Source organism: Pseudomonas sp. CYM-20-01 (assembly GCF_023169845.1).
Taxonomy (GTDB): Bacteria; Pseudomonadota; Gammaproteobacteria; order Pseudomonadales; family Pseudomonadaceae; genus Aquipseudomonas; species Aquipseudomonas azotoformans.
The window spans coordinates 5,088,369-5,112,587 of sequence record NZ_AP025169.1 but is presented as its reverse complement, the minus strand read 5'-3'; the positions used below and the strand labels follow the sequence as shown (position 1 = coordinate 5,112,587).

The window sequence follows — 24,219 nt, the reverse complement described above, 5'->3', positions numbered from 1 at the left end:
CGTGTGGGATCGAATGTCGCAGGTCATTCAGCGCGGTGGCAGGGTTTTCTGGCGCAGGATGTAGATTGTCACCAGCACGGCGCTGGTCAGCATGAAGCCGCGCGCCCACGGTAATGGCACTAAATAGCAGGACACGCCGATGCTCAGCCACATCAAGCCGATGGCGTAGACCTTGCCTTTGAGCGGGATGCCGTTGCCGTCCAGGTAATCACGGATCCACGGGCCAAGGCGCGGGTGCTGCACCAACCAGTGGTAGAAACGTGGGGAGCTTCGGGCGAAGCAGGCGGCGGCGAGCAGCAGGAAGGGCGTGGTCGGCAATACCGGTAGGAAAATGCCGATCACCCCCAGCGCTACGCTCAACCAACCAATGGCCAGCAGCAGGTAGCGCAGGAGCAGCGGACGGTTGCCCATGGGTGTCACGGGCAAGCGACTCAGTGGTGACGTGGCTTGAGGATCGCCGGCTTTTCGTCAGGGGCGTTGCACAGCAGGTACAGCGCGGTGAGGGCTTCCGGGATCTGCACGATCATGTCGTCCATCAGGTTGGCGTCGGCGGCGATGTCGGAGAACTCCGGCTGGTCGTCGAACAGACCCGAACCGACCATGATCGGCAGCAGCATTTCGCTGACTTCTTCCTCGGCGGTTTCGAACCAGGCGGCTTCACGCAGGAACACGCCTTCCATGAAGCCAATGCACCAGCCGCGCAGGTCGGAATCATCCGGCTCTTCGCCAAGGTCCAGTTCGCACGGCAGCTCGAACTCTTCGTCGGAGGCCAGTTGGCGACCGATGTGGGCCTTGAGGGCCAGCAGGGTGGCTTCGATTTCTTCGCGTTGGGCGGCGTCGGTGTAGTGCGGCTCTTCGGCGAACAGCGCATCGATCCATTCACGGTCAGGCACGACCTCGGAGCAGATCGACAAGGCGGTCAGGTAGCCGTGGGCGGCCACGTAGTCCAGCGCCTCGTCATGCAGCTCATCGGCGTCGAGGAAGGCTTGCAGGCGGGTTAGTTGCTCAGCGAAGGACATTGAAGAGTTACCTTGGGAATAAACGATGCTGAATTCTAGGCTTTCTTGAGCGCCCAGGCCAGCCGCACGGCATTTTAGATCGCGGCCGCTATTCGTCAGTGATGCCCTGTGCCGGGGATCGCTCGGGTATACTGCCGCGTTTTGTGATGCCCTTGCAGGCCAAGCGCCAGCCCGCGAAAACTTCGCTTACGGATTATTTCCCGTGAAAGCGTGTTTTTTCGGCCAGCCTGTACAGAGGGATTTCGGCACCATTTTGGAGTTTTACATGCTCGAGCAGGCTCAACGCGTCCTCAAGGACATCTTCGGCTACGACAGTTTTCGTGGCCGCCAGGGTGCGATCATTGAGCGCGTGGCCAGTGGCGGTGACGCACTGGTCCTGATGCCTACCGGTGGCGGCAAGTCATTGTGCTTCCAGGTGCCTGCGCTGTTGCGCAATGGCCTGGCGGTGGTGGTATCGCCGCTGATCGCGTTGATGGACGATCAGGTCGCCACCCTCGAAGAACTTGGGGTTGCCGCGGCGTCATTGAATTCCACCCTCAGTGCCGAGCAGCAGCGCGACCTGGCGGCGCGGATCAAGCGCGGTGAAGTGAAGATGCTCTACCTGGCGCCCGAGCGCCTGGTGCAGCCACGCATGCTGGCCTTTTTGCAGAGCCTGGAAATCGCCCTGTTCGCCATCGACGAAGCCCACTGCGTATCGCAATGGGGCCATGACTTCCGCCGCGAGTACCTGCAACTCGGCCAGTTGGCGGAGCTGTTTCCCGATGTGCCGCGCATTGCGTTGACCGCGACTGCCGACAAGCGCACCCGCGAAGAAATCGTCGAGCGCCTGCATCTGCAGAACGCCGAGCGCTTCCTCTCAAGCTTCGACCGACCGAATATCTTCTATCGCATCGTGCCCAAGGAACAGCCGCGCAAGCAGTTGCTGGCGTTTCTCTCCGAACGGCGCAGCGATGCGGGCATCGTTTATTGCCTGTCGCGCAAGAAAGTCGATGAAGTCGCCGCATTCCTCTGCGAGCAAGGCTACCCGGCGTTGCCGTACCACGCCGGCCTGCCCAACGAAACGCGTTCGGCGCACCAGAAGCGTTTCCTCAACGAGGAAGGCCTGATCATGGTGGCCACCATCGCGTTCGGCATGGGCATCGACAAATCCAACGTGCGCTTCGTGGCGCACATGGACCTGCCCAAATCCCTCGAGGCGTACTACCAGGAAACCGGTCGCGCCGGCCGTGATGGCCTGCCGGCGGATGCCTGGATGGTCTATGGCCTGCAGGACGTGGTGATGCTCAAGCAGATGCTGCAGAACTCCGAGGGCGACGAGCGTCACAAGCGCCTGGAACAGCACAAGCTCGACGCGATGCTCTCGCTGTGCGAGGAAACCCGCTGCCGGCGCCAGACCCTGCTGGCATATTTCGATGAAGACATGCCCGAACCTTGCGGTCATTGCGATAACTGCGTCGATGGCGTGCAGACCTGGGATGCCACCGAGCCGGCGCGCCAGGGCTTGTCCGCCATCTACCGCACCGGTCAGCGTTATGGCGTGGGCCACTTGGTGGATGTCTTGCTGGGCAAGGACAACGAGAAAGTGCGCAGCTTTGGCCACGAGAAACTTTCGGTGTATGGCGTCGGCAAGGCCCGCGCAGAAGGCGAGTGGCGCTCGTTGTTCCGACAGATGGTTGCGCGCGGCCTAGTGGACATCGATATCGAAGGCTTCGGCGGCCTTCGCTTGAATGACAGTTGCCGGCCGTTGCTCAAGGGTGAGGTCAGCCTGGAGTTGCGCCGCGACCTCAAGCCGCAGACCACCGCCAAGACCAGCACCAGTCAGGCCAGCCAACTGGTGCGTGGCGAGGAGCGCGAGCAGTGGGAAGCTTTGCGCACCCTGCGGCGCAAACTGGCACAGGAACACAGCGTGCCGCCGTACGTCATTTTCCCCGACTCGACGCTGTTGGAAATGTTGCGCGAACAACCCACCACCATGGCGGAGATGGCGCGGGTCAGCGGCGTGGGTGCGCGTAAGTTGGAGCGTTACGGCCAGGCGTTCCTCGAAGTGCTCGGCGGCCAGGCCGAAGCGCCGAAGGAGGTCGCTGATATCCGCCACGAACTGATCAGCCTGGCACGCGCCGGCATGACCCCGATGCAGATCGCCGGTCAGCTGCAATGTTCAGAAAAAAACGTCTACACCTTGCTTGCCGAATCCATCGGCAAGCAGCAATTGTCGTTGGAGCAAGCCCTTGATTTACCGGAGGATCTGCTCGGCGAAATCCAGGATGCGTTCCTCGACGGAGAGGGCGAATTGCCACCTGTTGCGGAGATAGCGCCGCTGTTCACCGGGCGTGTTCCAGAGGGGGTTTTGTACTGCGTGCGCGCGGCTTTGCAGTCCGAATTCGAAATTTAGTGTGCCAATTACGACAATGTAACGAATCAGTACATAGCAACTCTTGCCTACGGGCAAAGCTCATGCTTAGCTGACTAATAATTAGCCACACTTTATTTTCAGTCTAAACATTGAGTTTTTTATGTCGTTAACCGATCAACATCGTTTTGGCATGCAGCTGGCGCAAATGTCCCGTGGGTGGCGCGCCGAGCTGGACCGCCGTTTGGCGGGGCTTGGTTTATCCCAGGCGCGCTGGCTGGTTCTGCTGCACTTGGCTCGTTTTGAAGAAGCACCCACCCAGCGTGAGCTGGCGCAAAGCGTTGGTGTCGAAGGGCCGACACTGGCTCGCCTGCTGGACAGCCTCGAAGGCCAAGGCCTGGTGCAACGCCAGGCCGTGGTGGAAGACCGTCGTGCCAAGCGCATCGTGCTGTGTGATACCGCCCGGCCCTTGATCGAACAAATCGAAACCATCGCCACCGCCCTGCGCCACGAACTGTTTGTGGGGGTAGACGAAGCCGACTTGAGCGTGTGCATGCGCGTGCATGGGCACATCCTGGCGAATCTGGAAAAGTCCTGAAGAAACCACTGTGCTGTCTTACTGTGGTGAGTAGGGCTGTTGTGGTGAGCGGGCTTGCCCCGCGTTGGGCTGCGAAGCAGCCCCACTAAAGTCACCGCGTTTTTTCAGTTAGAAATCAGTCGTCTGTTTTTGGGGCCGCTGCGCACCCCAGCGCGGGGCAAGCCCGCTCGCCACAACAGCGCCGCTCTACGCAATCGGGTTCTGAGCAAAACGCTAAAACGTCTGCCCCAGGTTCAGATACACCGCCTTCTGGTTATCATCGTTGAACCCATAGCTGAAGTTCAGCGGCCCCAACGGCGTATCGAACCCCAGGAAGATACTCGCCGCATTGATATAGCCGCTGTCGAATTCATTGTCGTTGTTCCATGCCCGGCCGCGCTCCAGTGACGCACCCAGGTACAGCGGGAAATCCAGCGGCAAGTACGAGCGAGGCGTGAGCCTGCGGTAGTACACCGCCCGCATCAGGCTGATGTTCTGCCCCGAGATCGCATCCTGGCGGAAGCCTGAGAGCTGCCGCGCGCCCCCCAGCAGGAAGCTTGAAATCACCACATCCGAATCATCCAGGGTGCGCCCGTAGCGTCCACCCAGCACCAGGGTGTCCGGGCCGTGGCTCATGGCTTTGTCGAGCTTGAACTCCCATTGGCGGTAGCGCTGGTCCGAGCCCAGCCCAGGTTCGAATTCGCGCAAGGCCAGGCCGATGTCTTCGCCGCTGTGGGGGAAGTACACGTTGTCCAGGGAGTCGAAGGAGTATTTCAATTCATAGAACCCTTCGCTGAAACTCACACTGGGCGAATCCCGGTCGCCGATGCGCACATCCGCCTTGCCCCAAGCTTCGCCGACGCCGAAGCGGATCTCGCCGCTGTTGCCGATCTGCCGCCCGACGTTCAAGCCGAAACCGTAGCGCTCCAGGCGGTATTCGGAGATCGGGTCGTTGTCCAGGGTCAGCTCGACGTTCTGCGCCTGGGCCCTGATGTACGGTGCGACAAAGTAGCGCGAGCCGGTGTCCATCGGCTGGTAGAACTCGCTGTACAGCTCCTGGCGGTCACCGATCTGCACCCGCGTCAGCCATTCCGCACCGAGCCGGTTGATGCCATTCATGCGGTAGCTGGCGCCGAGGTTGAAGGCGCTGTCGCCGCGCATGTCATCCGACAAGTTCAGGCCCAGGCGCAGGTAATCGGTGCCGCTGCGCTTGCCCCGCGCGCTGATTACCAGGGTGTTGTCCTGGCCTTTCTTGACCACGCGGTATTGCACCTGCTCGAAATAATCCAGGCCGTACAGGGTGCCCATGTCGGTTTGCAGGCGGCCCAGGTTGAGCGGCTCGCCCAGGGGCTGGCGAATGTAGTAGCGGATCACGTCGTCGCTGACTTTCGAATCGTTCTCTACGCTGATCGCGGTGATCACCGGGGTGCGTTCGCCCGGTGTGCGGGCGGCCACCAATTGCGGGTCGACCGGCTCGGCAGGGCGCAGGTGGGCCAGGCGTACGTCAAGGGCGCGGGTGGCGCGGTAGCCGGCGTCGATCATGTCCTTGGCGCGGCCGAAGTCGGTCACGCCATAGGCGGCGAGGGGCGGCTGGATCAGAACGTCCTTGGGGTGCAGGTCCTTGAGTTGTTCCTCGGAATTGCGGCGGGTCATCAGGGTGATGGACTGGTTGAGCACATCCACCACCGTGGCCAGTTGCTTGCGCGAACGCAGCGGGGTGCCGATGTCCACGACAATGGCGATGTCCACGCCCATCTCCCGCGCCACATCCAGCGGGATGTTGTCGGTCATGCCGCCGTCCACTAGCAGCCGGCCGTCCAGTTCCACCGGGGCGAATACCGCCGGGATCGACATGCTGGCGCGGATCACCTGGGGCAGGTGGCCCTTGTGGAACACCACCTTTTCACCGGTGGTGATATCGGTGGCCACCGCGCGGAAGGGGATAGGCAGCTTGTCGAAATTGCGCGTGTTGCTGGTGTGGGCGAACATGCTTTCCAGCAGCAGCGCCAGGTTCTGGCCCTGGATCACACCCAGTGGCAGGCCCAGGCTGCCGTCGTCGCGGAAGCTGAGTTTCTGCTTGACCAGGAAGTCCCGGTCATCCTGCTTGCGTCGGAACGGTACGTCTTCGCGGGGTGGTGCGTCGGACAAGGCCTGTTGCCAGTCGATACTCAGCGCCAGTTTTTCCAGCTCATCGATCTTGTAGCCCGACGCATACAGCCCTCCGATCACCGCGCCCATGCTGGTGCCGGCAATCGCGTCGATCTGGATACCTTGCTCTTCCAGCGCCTTGAGCACGCCGATATGGGCCAGGCCACGGGCGGCGCCGCCGGACAGCACCAGGCCGATTTTCGGGCGGGGCGCTTCAATGGCGTCGGCAAGCAGAGGGAGCAGGCACAGCAACAGGCAGGACAGCAGGCGGCGCATCAGGAATCTCGGGGCTGGGCGATAAAGGCCGGTATTATAGCCACTCGATCCGCCGAGCCCGTTATGCCAGGAGCTTCTCAAGTTATGTCCACAAGCAAACCCGAGATCGTCATCACCTATTGCACCCAGTGCCAGTGGCTGCTGCGCGCCGCGTGGCTGGCGCAGGAGCTGTTGAGTACATTTGCCGATGACCTGGGCAAGGTCTCACTCGAGCCGGCCACCGGCGGCGCGTTTCGCATCACCTGCGATGGCGTGCAGATCTGGGAACGCAAGGCGGACGGTGGTTTCCCCGAAGCCAAGGTGCTCAAGCAGCGCGTACGCGACAGGATCGACCCGCAGCGTGACCTGGGGCACAACGACCGTACGCAGTGAAAGTCACCGCCTTATTAGGGGCGGTGACCCTCTAGTGCAGCCCTATTTGGCGGCCATCTTGTGTTTGATGAAGCCAACCAGCCACGTCAGTATGAGGCCGCCTATCCCACCCCCCACAATGTTGCTGCCAACTGCCGCTACATCCAGCGCTTCACCGCCCGAGGTGCCCGTGAATGCCGCGGCGACCTGACCCAACACCAGTCCGCCGACACCACCGATCAGTGTATTGAGCCCGGTCCCGAGGCTCTGTTTGGTCATGCCGGCGACGTTGCCGCCGACCGCCCCGCTGATGATCTGTACCAATAAGCTGATGAGCATTTCCATGGTAAAGCTCCCGCATCGCGTTGAGGTTGTGACCACTCGCTTGCAGCAACTTCAGAACACACCCTGGCTGTCGTCGAGCTGTCGGTTATCCGTTGAACGACTGCTGACTGTTGCGGATATTGAAAGTATAGATCAGGCCGTTGCAGTGGGCTGTTTGGCCTGGCTGGCGCTGCCCATCAACCCCGACAGCACAATGGCGACGATGATCAGCGCGCCACCCAGCAGCATGCGCAGCGTCGGCGTTTCGGCAAACAGCAGCCAGGCGGCGGTGATGCCGTAGACCGGCTCCATGGCGAACACCACCGAGGCGGTGCGTGCCTTGATCACCGCGAGGCTGGCGACAAACAGGCTGTGGGCCAGGCCGGTGCAGAACACGCCGAGCAAGCCGATCCACAGCCAGTCGATTGCCCGTACTTCGGTCAGCCCCGGTGCCGCCACCGGCAACAGGCAAACAGCGACCACCACGTTCTGGCACAACGCCGCCTGCACTGCGGGGATGCGGCCGGAGCTGGCGCGGTTGTTCAGCGATAACAGTGAAAACAACAGCCCCGAGGCGATCCCCCAGAGCAAGCCGCCAGTGGCTTCGCTGGCGAGGTTGAAGTCTGGGGTGACCAGCACCAGCCCGACGCTGACCAGCACCACCAGCACGATTTCGTTGGGGCGGATCCGCTCGCGGAAAATCAACCCTTCGAGGATCACGGTAAACGCCGGGAACGCGGTGAAGCCCAGTGTCGCGACGGCCACGCCGGCCACCTTGACGGCGATAAAGAAGGTCACCCAGTGCGCTGCCAGCAACACGCCGCTCACCAGCAGCCGGCGCCAGTCGCGCAGTTCCAGTGTCTTCCACGCCGTGTTGCTGGCGAACCGGGCAAACACCGCAAGAGCCACCACGGCAAACACCGCGCGACCAAACACGATGATGGCCGGCGAAGCGGCCGCGAGTTTGCCGAATACGCCGGTAAGGCCAAACATCAATGCGCCGATATGCAGGGCGCCGAGGGCTGAGCGGGGAGTCATTGCGATCCTTGAGACAAGCGGGTGGCAAGTGCGCAGTCTAGTGGGGCGCCGGTGTGGATGTCTGTCGTGCGGCTCGCGTTTTTTATCGCAGGACTCTTCCTACGCGTTGCGGCGCAATGCCCCCGGTGATGCGCCGAACTCACGCAGCATCGCGGCGGCAAAGGCGCTTTGCGAGGTGTAGCCGACGCGATCGGCGACTTCACCGATGGGTAGCGGCGTTTTGCGCAGCAGGTCCAAGGCCATCTGCAGGCGACGGCTGCGGATGTAGTCCATCGGCGTTTGCCCGCATTCGGCGATGAAGCGTGCATGCAAGCGTGCCACCGACAGGTCGGCGATGCGCGCCAGGTCCGCTACCTGCAGCGGGTGCGCAAGGTGACGCTCGATGTGCGCATTGAACGCCGCGTACGGCAGACGCCGTCCCGGCAGGGGTTGGGCCCGGGGATGATTGAGGCTGGCCAGCAACAGCACCGCGCCTTGCTGGACGATCAGCGGGTCATGCACCGGGCTTTGCGCCAGCCATTGCACCAACTGGCTCTGCCGCGTATCCAGGGCCAGCCGCGCCGGTTGGTCGAGCAGGCGGCGGCTGGCGTCGGCATGTTCGCCCAGCGATTGCAGCACCCAATGCTCGGTGGGCACATCCAGCACCAGGCACCGGCTGCCATCACGGCTGCCGCACGCATGGTGGGCCGAGAAGGGCAGCACCATCACGCTGCTTTCGCGGACCTGGCTGCCACGCCCATCGACTTCCAGGTCCAGGTGCCCGGACAGGCCGAACACCAACTGCGCATGATCATGGCTGTGGGCGAGGGGCGCTTCGAGGTAATGGCGCAGGGTGAGGGCGGGTCCCATAGTGATCTCCGGGGCGGCAAGCCGGCAGTCTACAACGCTTTGCGGCCGGCAGGCGCTGTCATCAGACTGACGCACAGTTGTCATGGGCTATTAATCGCCAGGGCGCAAGCTCGCGAAAACACCGTCGAGGGATGCCCATGACCAGTGCCGAGTTCACCAAGCCCAGCCGCAAGCAACGGGTGCGTACCCTGTGGATTTCCGATGTGCACCTGGGCACCCGGGATTGCCAGGCTGAGCATCTGTCGCAATTTCTCAAGGGCTATCACGCCGACAAGGTCTACCTGGTCGGCGACATCATTGACGGCTGGAAACTGCGTGGCGGCATGTATTGGCCCCAGGCCCACACCAACGTGATCCGTCGCCTGCTGACCATGGCCAAGCGCGGCACCGAGGTCATCTATGTCACCGGTAACCATGACGAATTCCTGCGCCGTTATTCCAAACTGATCCTGGGCAATATCCAGCTGGTGGACGAAGCCGTTCACGTGACGGCCGATGGTCGGCATCTGTTGGTGATCCACGGCGACCAGTTCGACGTGATCACCCGCTATCACCGCTGGCTGGCGTTCCTCGGCGATTCGGCCTACGAATTCACCCTCACGCTCAACCGCTGGCTGAACCATTGGCGCGCGCGCTATGGCTATGGCTATTGGTCGCTGTCGGCGTACCTCAAGCACAAGGTCAAGACGGCGGTGAACTTCATCAGCGATTTCGAAGAAGCCATCGCCCACGAGGTGACCAAACGCGAGTTGCATGGAGTGGTGTGCGGGCATATTCACCATGCGGAGATTCGCAAGGTGGGCGAGGTGGATTACCTCAATTGCGGGGATTGGGTGGAGTCATGCACGGCGTTGATCGAGCACTGGGATGGGAGTATCGAGTTGTATCGGTTGGCGGATGCGCAGGCAAAAGAGGCGCAGCTCAAGGCCGAGATGGTCGCCGGCTGAAGTTGCACACAAGCCAAATGTGGGAGGGGGCAAGCCCCCTCCCACATTTATTCCGGGTTTCGTCAGCGGGAAACGTCGGCGATGGCTTCGGCCAGCAGCGTCAACCGCGTGGCATCAATCCCGGCCACGTTAGCCCTTCCCGAACTCACCATATACACACTGTGCTTCTCACGCAGTTGCTTCACCTGCTCGGCACTCAAGCCGGTATAGGAAAACATCCCACGCTGCGCGCCGATGTGCGCAAAACGCTCCGATAGACCGTGTGGCGCCAACGCCTCCACCAAGCCGGAGCGCAGGTGTGCGATCCGCGAGCGCATGGCTTCAACCTCATCGCTCCACTGCTTTTTCAGCTCGGCATCACCGAGGATCGTTGCCACCACCGCCGCACCATGGTCCGGCGGCGTCGACCACAGGTTGCGCGCTGTGTTCGCCAGTTGGCTGCGCACGTCTGTCAGTTTCTCGGCATCCGCCGCGCAGACGATCAGCGCGCCGACACGGTCGCTGTACAAGCCGAAGTTTTTCGAGCAGGAGCTGGTGACCAGCACTTCCGGCAACTCGGCCGCAAATAGCCGGACCGCCCAGGCGTCCTGTTCCAGGCCGTCGCCAAAGCCTTGATAGGCGAAGTCGATCAGTGGCAGCAACTGGCGCTCGCGCACGATCTGCAGCACCCGGCGCCAGTCATCCTGGGACAGGTCGAAACCGGTCGGGTTGTGGCAGCAGGCGTGCAGCAGCACGACATCGCCCTGGGGCACGTTGGACAAGGCGGCGAGCATTGCCGCTACGTCCAGGCGATTGTCAGCGCCCACGTACGGGTAATGGCTGACCGGGATCCCGGCCTTGGCGAAGATGGTTTCGTGGATCGGCCAGGTCGGGTTACTCAGCCATACGCCACGGCCCGGCAGGTTTTGCGCGATAAAATCGGCGCTCAAACGCAGGGCACCGGTGCCGCCTGGGGTCTGGGTGGCGCCGGCACGCCGGTCGCGCAGCAGCGGGGAGTCGGCGCCGAGCACCAGCTCGCTGATCAGCTTGCCGAACGCGGCATTGCCGTGGCCGCCGATGTAGGTCTTGGTGGTCTGTGTGTCCACCAGGCGTTGCTCGGCCAGCTTCACCGAGTGTGGAATCGGCGTCAGGCCCTGGTCATCTTTATAGACGCCCACGCCCAGGTCGAATTTGTTCGGGTTGGCGTCCTGGGCGTACAGGTCCATCAGCCCGAGGATCGGGTCGCCGGGCACGCGACCAATGGCATCGAAGTGCATTACTTGCGGCCCTCGGCGTCCTTGGCCACTTCGTCGGTGCGCGCGGCCATGATGAAGTCGTTGCGATGCAGGCCCTTGATGGAGTGGCTCCACCAGGTCACGGTGACCTTGCCCCACTCGGTGAGCAGGCCTGGGTGATGGCCTTCGGCTTCGGAGATTTCACCCATGGCGTTGGTGAAGGCAAGGGCGAACTTGAAGTTCTTGAACAGGAAAACCTTTTCCAGTTGCATCACGCCGTCGCGCACTTCGATGTTCCAGTCAGGGATCTGCTTGAGCAGTACCGGCAGTTCTTCGTCGCTGACTTGCGGGGCATCGGCGCGGCAGGCTTCGCAATGGGCTTGGTTCAAGGTGGTCATGATGGTGTCCTGAATTCGAGTGTTTGAAGATCAGTAGCGTCACCCTAAAGCAACGCGCGGCCAGGGAACAGACTCACCTGGCCTGAAGATGTAAGGTTCAAGCCGCTTTGGGTTTCGGTGGAAACTTCGGCGCGTGCAGACCCAACTGCATGCCGCGCTCGACCATGCCCATGATGTCCTCCTGTGCCACTTCAAACAGGCGCTTCAGATTGGGCAGCACGAAGTACAGCGGTTGCAGGATGTCGATGCGGTACGGCGTACGCATGGCTTCCAGCGGGTCGAACACCTGGTGTTCGGGCTCGGACGACAGGCTGTACACCGTTTCCTTGGGCGACGACAGAATGCCGCCACCGTAGATGCGTCGACCTTCGGGGGTGTCCACCAGACCGAATTCGATGGTCATCCAGTACAGGCGCGCCAAGTACACCCGTTGCTCCTTGGTGGCCGCCAGGCCGAGCTTGCCGTAGGTGTGGGTGAATTCGGCGAACCAGGGGTTGGTCAGCAACGGGCAGTGGCCGAAGATCTCGTGGAAAATATCTGGCTCTTGCAGGTAGTCCAGTTCTTCGCGGGTGCGGATAAAGGTCGCCACTGGAAACTGCTTGCTGGCGAGCAATTCGAAGAAGGTCTGGAAGGGGATCAGCGCCGGCACACGGGCGACCTGCCAGCCGGTGGTGTCGGCCAGCACTTTGTTGATTTCGCCCAGTTGCGGGATGCGATCGTGGGGCAGGTCGAGTTTATCGATGCCGTCCAGGTATTCCTGGCAGGCGCGACCCTCGATCACTTTCAACTGGCGAGTGATCAGGGTGTTCCACACCGCGTGTTCTTCCGGCGGGTAGTGGATAAAACCTTGCGCATCGGGCTCGCGGGCCACGTACTGGGTCTGCTTCATACGGCTCTCCTGCTAGGCATTCGTTCTTGTTATGTCCTGCGATGAGCCTATTGATAACCCGTGCGGGGCCAGATTCCATCTGTTTAAAACGCCTCTATGTAGGAAAAATTACTGCTTTTCGTAAACTATTCGTTACGCTTGTGAGGTTGACCGCTGCATTGGGCTGGGAAAGTCGCTGTGGCTGTCACATAATCTTGACGACTATCTGCGCCCAGCGACAAAAAGACGCGGCGCCTCCCCACTTTTCGGGCCTCTTCATGCGTATCAAAGTGCACTGCCAGAACCGCATCGGCATCCTGCGGGACATCCTCAACCTGCTGGTGGAATACGGCGTCAACGTCGCCAAGGGCGAGGTCGGCGGTGAGCATGGCAATGCCATCTACCTGTTTTGTCCGAATCTGGTGAACATGCAGTTCCAGGCGCTGCGCCCGCAATTCGAGGCGATTGCCGGGGTGTTTGGCGTAAAGAGGGTAGGGCTGATGCCCAGCGAGCGCCGGCATATGGAGCTCAATGCACTGCTGGGTGCCCTGGAGTTTCCGGTGTTGTCCATCGACATGGGCGGTTCCATCGTCGCCGCCAACCGCGCCGCGGCGCAGTTGCTCGGCGTGCGGGTGGATGAGGTGCCGGGCATTCCGTTGTCGCGCTACGCCGAGGACTTTGACTTGCCGGAGCTGGTGCGCGCGAGCAAGTCGCGAATCAACGGCCTGCGGGTCAAGGTCAAGGGCGACGTGTTCCTGGCGGACATCGCGCCGCTGCAATCCTCCGAGCATGACGACAGCGAGGCCATGGCCGGCGCTGTGCTGACCCTGCACCGCGCCGACCGCGTCGGTGAGCGCATCTACAACGTGCGCAAGCAGGAACTGCGTGGCTTTGACAGCATCTTCCAAAGCTCCAGAGTCATGGCCGCCGTGGTGCGCGAAGCCCGACGCATGGCACCGCTCGATGCGCCGCTATTAATAGAAGGCGAAACCGGCACCGGCAAGGAGCTGCTGGCGCGGGCCTGTCACCTGGCCAGCCCGCGTGGGCAATCACCGTTGATGGCGCTCAACTGCGCCGGCCTGCCTGAGTCGATGGCCGAGACCGAGTTGTTCGGCTACGGCCCTGGCGCTTTCGAGGGTGCCAGGGCTGAAGGCAAGCTGGGCCTGCTGGAGCTGACGGCGGGCGGTACGTTGTTTCTCGACGGTGTAGGGGAAATGAGCGCGCGCTTGCAGGTGAAACTGCTGCGCTTTTTGCAGGACGGCTGCTTCCGTCGCGTCGGCAGCGATGAAGAGGTGTACCTGGATGTGCGGGTCATCTGCGCCACCCAAGTGGATTTGTCCGAGCTGTGCGCCCGTGGCGAATTCCGCCAGGACCTCTACCACCGCCTCAATGTGCTGTCCCTGCATATCCCTCCATTGCGCGAATGCCTCGATGGCCTGGCACCCTTGGTCGAGCACTTTCTAGACCAGGCCAGCCGGCAGATCGGTTGCCCGCTGCCCAGGTTGGCGCCCGCCGCGATGGAGCGCCTGAGTCACTACCACTGGCCAGGCAACGTGCGGCAGTTGGAAAACGTGCTGTTCCAGGCGGTGTCGTTGTGCGACGGCGGGACGGTCAAGGCCGAGCATATCCGGTTGCCGGATTATGGCGTGCGTCAGCCGCTTGGCGATTTTTCGCTGGAGGGTGGCCTGGAAGACATTGTCGGGCGGTTCGAGAAGGCGGTGCTGGAAGCCTTGTATGCCGAGCATCCCAGCAGTCGGCAGATGGGCAAGCGTCTGGGGGTGTCACACACCACCATCGCCAATAAGCTGCGCGACTACGAAATCCTCAAGACCGATAAATAACCCCATGTGGGAGGGGGCTTGCCCCCGATGGCAGAGTGTCAGCCAGCTGTGATGTGGCTGATCCACCGCCATCGGGGGCAAGCCCCCTCCCACATTTGATCTTTGTCGTTTTCAAGGACGGGACTTGCCGCAGGCGGCAGTAGTCCGCCGTTTTTTCGACTCACGCTCAACCCTGAAATCCCCCCACCTCACGGCAACCCCCCGCCCCGCCTGCACTTCTCCCTCTTTTCAAAAGTTGGTTCGCAAATTGCTTAAGCCTCATCAGTACAGCGGTGGGCGGCAAGCGTCCGTCAGAAAGAGGAAGAAGCGTGGACAAGTACCTTTATGTGGCAATGACCGGCGCCAGCCAGAATGCTCTGGCGCAGAAGGCCCATGCCAACAACCTGGCGAACATTTCCACCAATGGTTTCCAACGTGACCTGGAGCAGGCGCGTTCGATGCCGGTGTTCGGCGACAGCTTTCCGGCGCGGGCGTTTGCCATGACTGAGCGTCCGGCCACCGACTTCACCCCTGGCGCAATGATCGAGACCGGTCGTGACCTGGACGTGGCCGTCAACGGCGATGGCTGGATGGCCGTGCAGACCCCTGATGGCAGCGAAGCCTACGTGCGCAGCGCCAGCATGAACGTTGATGCATTGGGCGTGCTGCGCGCCGGCAACGGTATGCCGATCATGGGCAATGGTGGCCCGATTGCCGTGCCGCCCCAGCAGAAAATCGAAGTGGGTTCCGACGGCACCATCAGCATCCGCGCCATGGGCGAAGGCCCGCGGGTGATGGCTGAAGTGGACCGCATCAAGCTGGTCCAGCCGGACCTGAAGAACATGAATAAAGGCCTCGACGGCACCATCCATACCAAGGATGGCCAGCCAGCCCAGGCCGACGCGAACGTCAAGCTGACCTCGGGCTTCCTGCAGGCGAGCAACGTCAATGCCGTGGAAGAAATGACTGCGGTGCTGGCGCTTTCCAAGCAGTTCGAGCTGCACATCAAGATGATGAACAGCGCTAAAGAAGACGATCAGGCCATGACGCGCGTCATGCAGATGAGCTGATCCAACACACTAATTTTGCGGCGCAGCGCCAACAAACAGGCGCACGAAGGAGAACAGCATGCTTCCGGCTCTATGGGTTGCCAAAACAGGCCTGTCCGCCCAGGACACCAACCTGACCACCATTTCCAACAACCTGGCCAACGTGTCGACCACGGGGTTCAAACGTGACCGTGCCGAGTTCCAGGACTTGCTCTATCAGATCAAGAAGCAGCCAGGCGCACAGTCGACCCAGGACAGCGAACTGCCGTCGGGCCTGCAATTGGGTACCGGTGTGCAGATCGTCGGCACCCAGAAGAACTTCAGCGCCGGTAACCTGCAGCAGACCGGCCAGCCGCTGGACATGGCCATCAACGGCCGCGGTTTCTTCCAGATCCTGCAACCGGACGGCACCACCTCCTACACCCGTGACGGTACTTTCCACCTGGACTCTAACGGCCAGATCGTGACCGCCAACGGTTTCGCCCTGGAGCCGGCCGTGATCGTTCCAGCCGACGCCAAGACCTTCACCGTCGGCAACGACGGCACCGTGTCGATCACCGTGGCCGGCAACCCCGCGTCGCAAGTGATCGGCAATCTGCAGACCGCTGACTTCATCAACCCGGCCGGCCTGCAAGCCATGGGCAACAACCTGTTCCTGGAAACCGCCTCCAGCGGCGCGCCGCAAATCGGCACCCCTGGCCTGAACGGTTTCGGCACCACGCTGCAAAGCACCCTGGAAACCTCCAACGTGAGCACGGTTGAGGAGATGGTCAACATGATCACCACCCAGCGCGCGTACGAGATGAACTCCAAGGTGATCTCCACTGCCGACCAGATGCTTTCGTTCGTAACGCAGAATCTGTAATCAAGTCTATGGGGCGCTCTTGAGGGCGCCTGCAACACCGTGAGGTAAGGGTCATGAATCGCTATGTTTCTGTTCTGGCATTGAGTGGGATTGCCGTGCTCGCGGGCTGTGTCGCCCCGACGCCAAAACCCAATGACCCGTACTACGCGCCGGTGTTGCCACGCACGCCGTTGCCGGCGGCCGCCAACAATGGCTCGATCTACCAGGCCGGTTTTGAACAGAACCTGTACAGCGACCGCAAGGCGTTCCGGGTCGGTGACATCATCACCATCACCCTGAACGAGAAGACTCAGGCCAGCAAGAACGCCAACTCCCAGGTGGGCAAGACCAGCAAGACCGGTATCGGCCTGACCTCGTTGTTTGGTGCCGTGCCTAACACCAACAACCCGTTGGGCAGTGGTGACTTGAGCCTGAGCGCCGGCTACAGCGGCGACCGTGCCACCAATGGCAAGAGCGCGGCGGGGCAGGGCAACAGCCTGACCGGTTCGATTACCGTGACCGTTGCCGATGTATTGCCCAACGGCATCATCGCCATTCGCGGTGAAAAGTGGATGACCCTCAACACCGGCGATGAGCTGGTGCGCATTGCCGGCATGGTCCGCGCCGATGACATCTCCACCGACAACACCGTGCCGTCGACACGCATTGCTGATGCGCGCATTACCTACTCGGGTACGGGTTCGTTTGCTGATGCGAGTCAGCCGGGCTGGTTCGACCGTTTCTTCCTTAGCCCGCTGTTCCCTTTCTAGGTGGCAACTTTGAACTTCAAACAGCTGATGGCGGCCGCACTCCTGCTTTCCTTGAGCGCTGTCGCCCAGGCCGAACGCCTGAAGGACATCGCCAGCATCTCCGGCGTGCGTTCCAACCAGTTGATCGGCTATGGCCTGGTGGTGGGGCTCAACGGTACGGGTGACCAGACCACCCAGACCCCGTTCACCCTGCAGACCTTCAACAACATGCTCTCGCAGTTCGGTATCAAGGTGCCGGCGGGCTCGGGCAACGTGCAGTTGAAGAACGTCGCGGCGGTGTCGATCAGCGCCGACCTGCCAGCGTTCTCCAAGCCGGGCCAGGTGGTGGATATCACCGTGTCGTCCATTGGTAACTCGAAAAGCCTGCGCGGCGGCACCTTGCTGATGACGCCTCTTAAAGGTATCGACGGTAACGTCTACGCCATCGCCCAGGGCAACCTGGTGGTGGGCGGGTTTGACGCCGAAGGTCGCGACGGCTCGAAGATCACCGTCAACGTGCCGTCGGCCGGGCGTATCCCGGGTGGCGCCACGGTTGAACGGACCGTGCCAAGTGGTTTCAACCAAGGCAACAGCCTGACCCTGAACCTCAACCGCTCCGACTTCACCACCGCCAAGCGCGTGGTCGACAAGATCAACGACATGCTCGGCCCAGGCGTGGCCCAGGCCATCGACGGCGGCTCGATCCGCGTGACGGCACCGCTGGACCCGAGCCAGCGCGTCGACTACCTGTCGATCCTGGAAAACCTTGAAGTCGACCCGGGCCAGGCCGTGGCCAAAGTCATCATCAACTCGCGTACCGGCACCATCGTGATTGGCCAGAACGTCAAGGTTTCGCCGGCCGCCGTGACCCACGGCAGCCTGACCGTGACCATCACCGAAGACCCGATCGTCAGCCAGCCAGGGCCATTGTCCAACGGCCAGACGGCGGTGGTGCCGCGTTCGCGGGTGAATGCCCAGCAAGAAGCCAAACCGATGTTCAAGTTCGGCCCCGGCACCACCCTGGATGAGATTGTCCGCGCGGTGAACCAGGTGGGCGCAGCGCCCGGCGACTTGATGGCGATCCTTGAAGCATTGAAACAGGCCGGCGCCTTGCAAGCCGACCTGATCGTGATCTGAGGCCATGGCCATGGATATGCGCAAGAGCGGGATCAGCAGCACGGCGGACTCGGGGTCTTACTCCGACCTGAACCGGCTTAACCAGCTCAAGGTCGGTGCCGACAAGAACAGCGAAGGCAACATGCGCAAGGTCGCGCAGGAGTTCGAATCGCTGTTCTTGAGCGAAATGCTCAAGTCCATGCGTTCGGCCACCGAGGCGCTGGGTAAAGACAACCCGATGAACACGCCGGCGGCCAAGCAGTACCAGGAAATGTACGACCAGCAGTTGGCCGTCTCTATGTCCCGTGAAGGCGGTGGTATCGGCCTGGCCGACGTGCTGATGCGCCAGATGCAGAAGAACAAACCGGTAGAGGCCCAGGCCGCCACCTTGCAGGGCCCGGCAGGCGCCGAGCCTGGGAAAAAGGTCGACGTGCCGACCGAGATTGCGGCAGGCACCCAGGCCGAAGGGCCGCTGGGCCGCTCCAATGGCCAGCGTCCGCTGTGGGCTTACCGTGTTGCTGAGCCTCAGGCTGGCGCTGCGGCGTCCCACAGCAATGACATGGAATTGATGAACCAGCGCCGTATCGCCTTGCCGAGCAAGCTGACCGATCGCCTGCTGGCCGGCATCGTACCGAACGCACCTGTCGCGATTGACGCCAAAAGCGCGCCGCTGCGCAACAGCGTGGCCGATGACAACGTGATCAACAGCAGCGCGCGCACCTTCGCCGTGCCGAGCGGGCGCATGCAGGTCTACGGCCGCGCCGTAGCCCAGCCACCGTTGGCGCCGGCGAAGAAAGCCTTCAGTTCGCAGGATGAATTTGTCGCCACCATGTTGCCGATGGCCAAGGCGGCCGCTGCGCGCATCGGTGTCGATCCGAAGTACCTGGTGGCCCAGGCCGCGCTGGAAACCGGTTGGGGTAAATCGGTGATGCGCGCCGAAGACGGCAGCAGCAGCCACAACCTGTTCGGCATCAAGGCCGGCCAGAGTTGGCAGGGCGGCCAGGCGCGTGCGATCACCAGCGAGTTCCGCGATGGGGCGATGGTCAAGGAAACGGCGCAGTTCCGTTCCTACAACTCCTACCAGGACAGCTTCCATGACCTGGTGACCTTGCTGCAAAGCAATGATCGCTATAAAGAAGTCATCAAATCGGCCGACAACCCGGAACAGTTTGTCCGCGAGTTGCAAAAAGCCGGTTACGCCACCGACCCGGCCTATGCCAGCAAGATTTCGCAGATCGCCAAAACGATGGACAGTTACCAGAATTACGCTGCCGCTGGCGCAACCACACATTTATAAGGTCTGAACCATGAGTTTGCTCAGTATCGGGATGTCAGGGCTCAACGCCTCTCAAGGATCGCTGTCGGTCTTGAGTAACAACATTGCCAACGCCAACACTCCGGGTTACTCGCGTCAGCAGACCACCCAGAATGCCAGCGCGGCGAACCAGTACGGCGGTGTGTACATCGGCAGCGGTACCACCCTGGCCGATGTGCGCCGGGTGTATAACGAGTTCCTCGACGCGGCGTACCAGAACAGCACCTCGCTCAACAGCGATGCCAAGGCGTACCTGGATCAGGTCAGCGCCGTCGACAAGACCCTGTCGGACAAGACCACCGGCATGTCGGCTGTGCTCAGTGAGTTCTTCTCGGCCGTGCAGACGGCCTCGGCCAACCCGAGCGATGTCTCGGCCCGCCAGGTGTTGATCACCAAGGCGCAGACGCTGAGCAATCGCTTCAACTCGATCTCTACGCAACTGGGCCAGCAGAAAGAAACCATCAACGGCCAGTTGAGCTCGATGAGTGACCAGGTCAACAAACTGACCTCGTCCATTGCCTCGCTCAACAAGCAGATCGCCCAGGTGCAGGGTTCGTCGAACACAGCCCCGGCCAACCTGCTGGACGCGCGTGCCGAAGCCGTGCGTTCGCTGAACGAATTGGTCGGCGTGACCGCCACCGAGAAGAATGGCGTGTTCAGTGTCAGCACCGGTTCCGGCCAGTCGCTGGTACTGGGTGACCAGTCCAACACGATTTCCGCCGTACCGAGCAAGAACGACACCAGCCAGTTCACCATCCAGCTCAACGTTGGCGGCGGTGAGTCGCTCGACCTGGGCAACGTGCTCAGCGGCGGTAGCATCGGCGGTCTGTTGCGCTATCGCACCGATGCGCTGATGCCTGCCATCAATGATCTGGGCCGCATTGCCATCGCCACCGCAGACACCATCAACAACCAGTTGGGCCAGGGCCTTGACCTCAATAGTCAGTTCGGCAGCTCGCTGTTCAAGGATATCAACAGCGCCGCCGCCATTGCCCAGCGCAGCCAGGCTTCGGGTGACAACAGCGCGGGTTCCGGCAACCTGAACGTGACGATCAAGGACAGCAGCAAGCTGACCAATTTCGATTACAAGGTCACCTTCAGCGACAGCGCCAACCCGAACAACGTCACCGTGGTGCGTTCCGATGGCAAGGCCATGGGGACCTTTGACGTCACGGCCACGCCACCGGCCGTGATCGATGGTTTCACCTTGGCGCTCGATGGCAAGGGGCCGATGGCCACCGGGGACAGCTTCAAGGTCAGTCCGACCGCCAATGGTGCCAAGGACATTGGCACGGTGCTGACGGATCCGAACAAAATCGCCTTCGCCGCGCCGTTATCCGGGCAAGCCAGTAAAACCAACGAGGGCACCGGCACGTTTACCCCGCCGACCCTGACGGTGCCCCTGGATATCCAGGGCGGCGCGGCCACTGCCCAATTGCGCACGGGTATTGAACACTCGATGCCGGTGAAGATGGTGTTCGGCAAGCCGGCAGCCGATGGCACCCAGCCGTACACGCTCAATGATGCCCAGGGCAACCCGATCGGCACCGGCAGTATTGTTCCGGGGCAGGGCAACAAGGTTACGGTCAACGTGCCGATGCGCGATGCCAACGGTGCCTTGGTGGTGCCGGCCAAGAGTTTCAGTTTCGACACCACGGTGGGCGGTTCGCCGGCCAACGGCGACAGCACCACGTTCTCGTTCAATGCCTCCGGCAAGTCCGACAACCGCAACGCCCTTGACCTGCTCAGCCTGCAGACCAAGGCAACCATCGGCACGGCCGCTGATGGCACTGGCGGCACCAGCCTGGTGGGGGCCAACAGCAAGTTGGTGTCTACCGTTGGCGCCAAGGCTGCGGCTGCCGGTACCGACAGCACCGCGACGAATGCATTGCTGACCGCCAACAAGAACGCGCGCAACTCAGTGTCCCAGGTCAACCTGGACGAAGAGGCGGGCGACATGATCAAGTTCCAGCAGTACTACACGGCGTCGTCGCAGATCATCAAGGCTGCGCAAGAAACCTTCAGCACATTGATCAATAGTCTTTAAGGGAGCCTGGGACGATGCGTATTTCTACACAGCAGTATTTCGAGACCAGCTCCGCCAAGTATTCGGATAACTATTCGGGTGTGGTGAAGGCCCAGGACCAGGCCAGCTCCGGCGTGCGTGTACAGACCGCCGCGGATGATCCTGTGGCGGCGGCGCGGTTGTTGATGCTGCAGCAGCAGAAAGACATGGTGGCCCAGTCCACGGGCAACATCACCAGCCTGAAAAACTCGCTGACTAACGAAGAGAGTGTTTTAGGTGCGATCAGTGAAGCCATGCAGCGTGCCACGGAGCTGGCACTCAAGGCCGGTGGTGCCGGCAGTGATGCTGATCGTCGCTCGATTGCCAGTGAGGTCGGTGCGATTGAAGATCAGGTCCTGGGCCTGCTCAACAGCAAGGACTCGGCCGGCAACTACTTGTTTTCCGGCTCCAAGACCCAGACGCCGCCGTATGCGCGCAACAACGATGGCACCTACAGCTACCAGGGGGATGAAACTCCGCTGAGCCTGCAGATTTCCAATACGCTGAATGTCAGCGCGGGTGATACCGGCAAGACCATCCTTGAAGGCGCGGCCAACGCCGGTCGCACCCAGGCCCCCTGGGTTGCGCCGAACCCGCAGACCGTGCCGCCTACGGTCAATGACCACAAGGTGGCGCTTTCGGCCGGGCTGGTGACATCGAGCGGCGACTACGCCAACAAATTCGCCGACGGCCAGCCTTACAAGCTGACCTTTACCAGCAGCACGCAATACAAGGTGTCTGACAAGAACGGCAATGACGTGACTTCCGAGATACCGGGCAATGGTACGTTCGACGCCACCAAGGAAGGCAGCACCAGCGTTGCACTGCGGGGGGTGAAGTTCGATATCACCATGAACCTCGGGGACGTGGCGCCGGGCGCCAACTCCGATGCGTTGGTCAAGGACCGTACCTTCAGCCTGGAGGCCAAGCCGGACACGTTCAGCGTCTCGCGTACGCCGAGCAATCTATCGAGCGCACAGCTGACCGGCGCCCAGGTTACCAATCAGGCGGACTATGCCAGCACCTTCCCGTCCAACAGCGGGGCGATCATCAAGTTCACCAGCGCGACGGCCTATGAGGTGTATGCCCAGCCCTATTCGAGCGCCAGCAAGGCGATCGCCACCGGCGATACCGGCGGCGGTACCACGGTGACGGCGGCCGGCGTGACGTTTGACGTGAGCAGCGGCCCGCCGCAGCCAGGCGATCAGTTCTCGGTGGGTGCCAATACCCAGAAGACCCAGAATGCGCTGGATACCCTGGGCCAGTTGCGCAAGGCGCTGGAAGCGCCGGCCGACGGCAATCCGGCAGCGACGGTCAAGCTCAAGGATGCCATGAATTCGAGCATCGCCAACCTGGCCAATTCGATGTCCCAGATCGTCAATGTGCGGGGTTCCGTCGGGGCGCGGCAGAATGCGCTGGATATCCAGGCCAGTGAGAATTCGAGCATTAGCATTGCCACGACCAGCACGATGAGTGATCTGGCCAATATCGACATGGGTGAAGCGGCCATCAACCTGGCGCTGCAGCAAACCATGCTGCAAGCCTCCCAGCTGGCGTTTGTGAAAATCTCGCAGTTGAGCCTGTTCAACAAGATGTAAGTGGCTTCACGTCAAGCGGCCCGCCCTGGAAACACGGCGGGCCGTTGTCGTTTCTGGGGTTTAATTGTTTGAAGGTTTTGCATAAAGCACACACAATTGAGTGACCTGTGAGTCATAAAGCGCATCTTCACTGTATCGTGTGAAAAGGATAAGTCGTCACAGGGTCCTTGCGTGGCGGCTTTCAGCGAGATTTTTATGGGGTTATCCCCTTTATTGTCAGCACTCCGGGCGTAGTCCCAGGGGTGTTCTCCAGCTATTTAGTATTGGGAAGCCACAATGATTGGCATAAAAAGCATCGCCAGTTACGTGCCGGCAGACGGGATCGATAACTACGCCCAGGGTGCCAAATTCGCCAAGGATGAAGAATTCATCATTGGCAAGATCGGGTCGGCGTTCCTGCCGCGCAAGGAAGCCGCGCAGGAAACCTCCGATCTGTGTGTCGAGGCGGTCAACGCTTTGTTTGCCAACAACCCGGATCTGAAACGCGAGTCGATCGACGCGCTGATCGTCGTCACCCAGAACGGCGATGAAGAAGGCCTGCCGCACACAGCTGCCATCGTCCAGGACAAGCTCGGTCTGCCGACCCACGTTGCAGCCTTCGATATTTCCCTGGGCTGTTCCGGCTACGTCTACGGCATCTACGCGATGAAAGGCTTCATGGAAGCCGCCGGCCTGAAAAACGGCCTGCTGGTTACCGCGGACCCGTATTCGAAGATCGTCGACCCGGAAGACCGCAACACCACCATGCTGTTCGGCGATGCCGCCACCGCCACCTGGATGGGCGAAGACGCGCCGTGGTTGCTCGGCAAGTCCAAGTTCGGCACCGACGGTTCCGGCGCCCCCCACCTGAAGGTCAGCGATGGCGTGTTCTTCATGAACGGCCGCCAGGTGTTCAACTTCGCCCTGCTCAAGGTGCCGGCGCATTTGCACGAGCTGCTCGATGAGTCAGACCTCAAGGCTGACGACATTGATGCCTTCTGCATCCACCAGGGCAGTGCGGCGATTGTCGATGCCGTGGCGCGTCGTTTTGAAGATGCGCCGGTGGACAAGTTCATCAAGGACATGGTCGAGACCGGCAACACGGTGTCGTCGAGCATTCCGCTGCTGCTGGAAAAGCATGTGATGGGCGCCACCTGGAAACGCGTGGCCATCAGCGGTTTTGGTGTGGGCCTGTCGTGGGGCTCGGCGATTCTCTATCGCCCGTGACACCTTGAACCGGTAGCACAAAAAAACGCCGATGCTCGAAAGAGCATCGGCGTTTTTTATTTGGCGCCAGAAAACCCAATGAAATCGGGCTTTTTTGC

At 61.5% G+C, this 24,219-nt stretch carries 22 protein-coding genes; 13 read left to right on the top strand and 9 right to left on the bottom strand.

Translation table 11 applies throughout. From position 1 onward, the window contains the following. Positions 1-27: 27 nt before the first annotated feature. Both M2497_RS23095 and M2497_RS23090 read right to left on the bottom strand, forming a co-directional pair. Positions 28-411 carry a YbaN family protein gene (locus M2497_RS23095; protein ID WP_071491302.1) on the bottom strand — a complete coding sequence of 128 codons (384 nt, stop codon included), beginning with the start codon at positions 409-411 and terminating at the stop codon, positions 28-30. 20 nt (positions 412-431) lie between these two features. Beyond that, positions 432-1,019 (bottom strand): YecA family protein, encoded by a 588-nt coding sequence (locus tag M2497_RS23090; protein ID WP_058424934.1) that lies wholly within the window; start codon positions 1,017-1,019, stop codon positions 432-434. A gap of 265 nt (positions 1,020-1,284) precedes the next feature. Here M2497_RS23090 and recQ point away from each other — a divergent pair, with 265 nt between their 5' ends. Then, positions 1,285-3,411: a DNA helicase RecQ gene (gene recQ, locus M2497_RS23085; RefSeq protein WP_248483437.1), complete on the top strand. Its 2,127-nt coding sequence runs from the start codon at positions 1,285-1,287 to the stop codon at positions 3,409-3,411. Between the two features lie 121 nt (positions 3,412-3,532). Beyond that, positions 3,533-3,967, top strand: a complete 435-nt coding sequence (locus tag M2497_RS23080; RefSeq protein WP_058424932.1) for a MarR family transcriptional regulator — start codon at positions 3,533-3,535, stop codon at positions 3,965-3,967. Positions 3,968-4,180: 213 nt separating this feature from the next. Here the strand turns inward: M2497_RS23080 and M2497_RS23075 are convergent, their stop codons facing one another. Continuing rightward, positions 4,181-6,370 carry a patatin-like phospholipase family protein gene (locus M2497_RS23075; RefSeq protein WP_248483435.1) on the bottom strand — a complete coding sequence of 730 codons (2,190 nt, stop codon included), beginning with the start codon at positions 6,368-6,370 and terminating at the stop codon, positions 4,181-4,183. A gap of 84 nt (positions 6,371-6,454) precedes the next feature. On the opposite strand from M2497_RS23075, the gene M2497_RS23070 reads away from it, so the two are divergent. Continuing rightward, complete coding sequence (locus M2497_RS23070; protein WP_058424930.1) at positions 6,455-6,742, top strand: SelT/SelW/SelH family protein; 288 nt, start codon at positions 6,455-6,457, stop codon at positions 6,740-6,742. Positions 6,743-6,784: 42 nt separating this feature from the next. Here the strand turns inward: M2497_RS23070 and M2497_RS23065 are convergent, their stop codons facing one another. The 3 genes from M2497_RS23065 to M2497_RS23055 all read right to left on the bottom strand — a co-directional run bounded on the left by M2497_RS23065 (position 6,785) and on the right by M2497_RS23055 (position 8,932). Further along, positions 6,785-7,066 (bottom strand): hypothetical protein, encoded by a 282-nt coding sequence (locus tag M2497_RS23065; RefSeq protein ID WP_248483433.1) that lies wholly within the window; start codon positions 7,064-7,066, stop codon positions 6,785-6,787. Positions 7,067-7,198: 132 nt separating this feature from the next. Next, positions 7,199-8,083, bottom strand: a complete 885-nt coding sequence (locus tag M2497_RS23060) for a DMT family transporter (RefSeq protein ID WP_248483431.1) — start codon at positions 8,081-8,083, stop codon at positions 7,199-7,201. A 99-nt stretch (positions 8,084-8,182) separates the two neighbouring features. Next, a complete protein-coding gene (locus M2497_RS23055; RefSeq protein WP_248483429.1) occupies positions 8,183-8,932 on the bottom strand; it encodes an AraC family transcriptional regulator in 750 nt (249 codons plus the stop codon). 137 nt (positions 8,933-9,069) lie between these two features. On the opposite strand from M2497_RS23055, the gene M2497_RS23050 reads away from it, so the two are divergent. Further along, on the top strand, positions 9,070-9,879 hold the full coding sequence (locus M2497_RS23050; protein ID WP_025855848.1) for a UDP-2,3-diacylglucosamine diphosphatase: 810 nt from the start codon (positions 9,070-9,072) through the stop codon (positions 9,877-9,879). Positions 9,880-9,941: 62 nt separating this feature from the next. On the opposite strand, the gene M2497_RS23045 is transcribed toward M2497_RS23050, so the two are convergent. The 3 genes from M2497_RS23045 to phhA form a co-directional block, all read right to left on the bottom strand. Further along, complete coding sequence (locus M2497_RS23045) at positions 9,942-11,135, bottom strand: amino acid aminotransferase (protein WP_248483427.1); 1,194 nt, start codon at positions 11,133-11,135, stop codon at positions 9,942-9,944. Further along, entirely contained in the window at positions 11,135-11,491 is a 357-nt protein-coding gene (locus M2497_RS23040) for a 4a-hydroxytetrahydrobiopterin dehydratase (RefSeq protein ID WP_010208721.1), read from the bottom strand. Before M2497_RS23040 ends, M2497_RS23045 begins: the two co-directional genes overlap by 1 nt. Before the next feature lie 97 nt (positions 11,492-11,588). Further along, positions 11,589-12,380, bottom strand: coding sequence for a phenylalanine 4-monooxygenase (phhA, locus tag M2497_RS23035; protein WP_248483425.1), 792 nt, complete (start codon positions 12,378-12,380; stop codon positions 11,589-11,591). A gap of 257 nt (positions 12,381-12,637) precedes the next feature. On the opposite strand from phhA, the gene M2497_RS23030 reads away from it, so the two are divergent. The 9 genes from M2497_RS23030 (at position 12,638) to M2497_RS22990 (ending at position 24,121) form a co-directional block, all read left to right on the top strand. Beyond that, a complete protein-coding gene (locus M2497_RS23030) occupies positions 12,638-14,200 on the top strand; it encodes a sigma-54-dependent transcriptional regulator (protein ID WP_248483423.1) in 1,563 nt (520 codons plus the stop codon). Between the two features lie 308 nt (positions 14,201-14,508). Beyond that, on the top strand, positions 14,509-15,249 hold the full coding sequence (locus tag M2497_RS23025; RefSeq protein WP_248483420.1) for a flagellar basal body rod protein FlgF: 741 nt from the start codon (positions 14,509-14,511) through the stop codon (positions 15,247-15,249). Between the two features lie 58 nt (positions 15,250-15,307). Beyond that, a complete protein-coding gene (gene flgG, locus M2497_RS23020; RefSeq protein WP_025855853.1) occupies positions 15,308-16,093 on the top strand; it encodes a flagellar basal-body rod protein FlgG in 786 nt (261 codons plus the stop codon). Between the two features lie 53 nt (positions 16,094-16,146). After that, a complete protein-coding gene (flgH, locus tag M2497_RS23015; protein ID WP_016976553.1) occupies positions 16,147-16,842 on the top strand; it encodes a flagellar basal body L-ring protein FlgH in 696 nt (231 codons plus the stop codon). 27 nt (positions 16,843-16,869) lie between these two features. Beyond that, the gene (locus tag M2497_RS23010) at positions 16,870-17,958 is read left to right on the top strand and encodes a flagellar basal body P-ring protein FlgI (RefSeq protein WP_033901075.1); all 1,089 of its coding nucleotides are present in this window, start codon (positions 16,870-16,872) and stop codon (positions 17,956-17,958) included. Between the two features lie 4 nt (positions 17,959-17,962). Next, positions 17,963-19,234 carry a flagellar assembly peptidoglycan hydrolase FlgJ gene (gene flgJ / locus M2497_RS23005; RefSeq protein WP_248483418.1) on the top strand — a complete coding sequence of 424 codons (1,272 nt, stop codon included), beginning with the start codon at positions 17,963-17,965 and terminating at the stop codon, positions 19,232-19,234. A gap of 10 nt (positions 19,235-19,244) precedes the next feature. Continuing rightward, positions 19,245-21,299 (top strand): flagellar hook-associated protein FlgK, encoded by a 2,055-nt coding sequence (gene flgK / locus M2497_RS23000; RefSeq protein WP_071493765.1) that lies wholly within the window; start codon positions 19,245-19,247, stop codon positions 21,297-21,299. Between the two features lie 14 nt (positions 21,300-21,313). Then, positions 21,314-22,915, top strand: a complete 1,602-nt coding sequence (locus M2497_RS22995) for a flagellar hook-associated protein 3 (protein ID WP_248483416.1) — start codon at positions 21,314-21,316, stop codon at positions 22,913-22,915. A gap of 276 nt (positions 22,916-23,191) precedes the next feature. Then, on the top strand, positions 23,192-24,121 hold the full coding sequence (locus M2497_RS22990) for a ketoacyl-ACP synthase III (RefSeq protein ID WP_248483414.1): 930 nt from the start codon (positions 23,192-23,194) through the stop codon (positions 24,119-24,121). The last annotated feature ends 98 nt before the right edge of the window (positions 24,122-24,219 follow it).

Coding starts and splice junctions, on each gene's coding strand:
- M2497_RS23095 (WP_071491302.1), bottom strand. CDS start 411: ATGGGCAACCGTCCGCTGCTCCTGCGCTACCTGCTGCTGGCCATTGGT.
- M2497_RS23090 (WP_058424934.1), bottom strand. CDS start 1,019: ATGTCCTTCGCTGAGCAACTAACCCGCCTGCAAGCCTTCCTCGACGCC.
- recQ (WP_248483437.1), top strand. CDS start 1,285: ATGCTCGAGCAGGCTCAACGCGTCCTCAAGGACATCTTCGGCTACGAC.
- M2497_RS23080 (WP_058424932.1), top strand. CDS start 3,533: ATGTCGTTAACCGATCAACATCGTTTTGGCATGCAGCTGGCGCAAATG.
- M2497_RS23075 (WP_248483435.1), bottom strand. CDS start 6,370: ATGCGCCGCCTGCTGTCCTGCCTGTTGCTGTGCCTGCTCCCTCTGCTT.
- M2497_RS23070 (WP_058424930.1), top strand. CDS start 6,455: ATGTCCACAAGCAAACCCGAGATCGTCATCACCTATTGCACCCAGTGC.
- M2497_RS23065 (WP_248483433.1), bottom strand. CDS start 7,066: ATGGAAATGCTCATCAGCTTATTGGTACAGATCATCAGCGGGGCGGTC.
- M2497_RS23060 (WP_248483431.1), bottom strand. CDS start 8,083: ATGACTCCCCGCTCAGCCCTCGGCGCCCTGCATATCGGCGCATTGATG.
- M2497_RS23055 (WP_248483429.1), bottom strand. CDS start 8,932: ATGGGACCCGCCCTCACCCTGCGCCATTACCTCGAAGCGCCCCTCGCC.
- M2497_RS23050 (WP_025855848.1), top strand. CDS start 9,070: ATGACCAGTGCCGAGTTCACCAAGCCCAGCCGCAAGCAACGGGTGCGT.
- M2497_RS23045 (WP_248483427.1), bottom strand. CDS start 11,135: ATGCACTTCGATGCCATTGGTCGCGTGCCCGGCGACCCGATCCTCGGG.
- M2497_RS23040 (WP_010208721.1), bottom strand. CDS start 11,491: ATGACCACCTTGAACCAAGCCCATTGCGAAGCCTGCCGCGCCGATGCC.
- phhA (WP_248483425.1), bottom strand. CDS start 12,380: ATGAAGCAGACCCAGTACGTGGCCCGCGAGCCCGATGCGCAAGGTTTT.
- M2497_RS23030 (WP_248483423.1), top strand. CDS start 12,638: ATGCGTATCAAAGTGCACTGCCAGAACCGCATCGGCATCCTGCGGGAC.
- flgG (WP_025855853.1), top strand. CDS start 15,308: ATGCTTCCGGCTCTATGGGTTGCCAAAACAGGCCTGTCCGCCCAGGAC.
- flgH (WP_016976553.1), top strand. CDS start 16,147: ATGAATCGCTATGTTTCTGTTCTGGCATTGAGTGGGATTGCCGTGCTC.
- M2497_RS23010 (WP_033901075.1), top strand. CDS start 16,870: ATGGCGGCCGCACTCCTGCTTTCCTTGAGCGCTGTCGCCCAGGCCGAA.
- flgJ (WP_248483418.1), top strand. CDS start 17,963: ATGGCCATGGATATGCGCAAGAGCGGGATCAGCAGCACGGCGGACTCG.
- flgK (WP_071493765.1), top strand. CDS start 19,245: ATGAGTTTGCTCAGTATCGGGATGTCAGGGCTCAACGCCTCTCAAGGA.
- M2497_RS22995 (WP_248483416.1), top strand. CDS start 21,314: ATGCGTATTTCTACACAGCAGTATTTCGAGACCAGCTCCGCCAAGTAT.
- M2497_RS22990 (WP_248483414.1), top strand. CDS start 23,192: ATGATTGGCATAAAAAGCATCGCCAGTTACGTGCCGGCAGACGGGATC.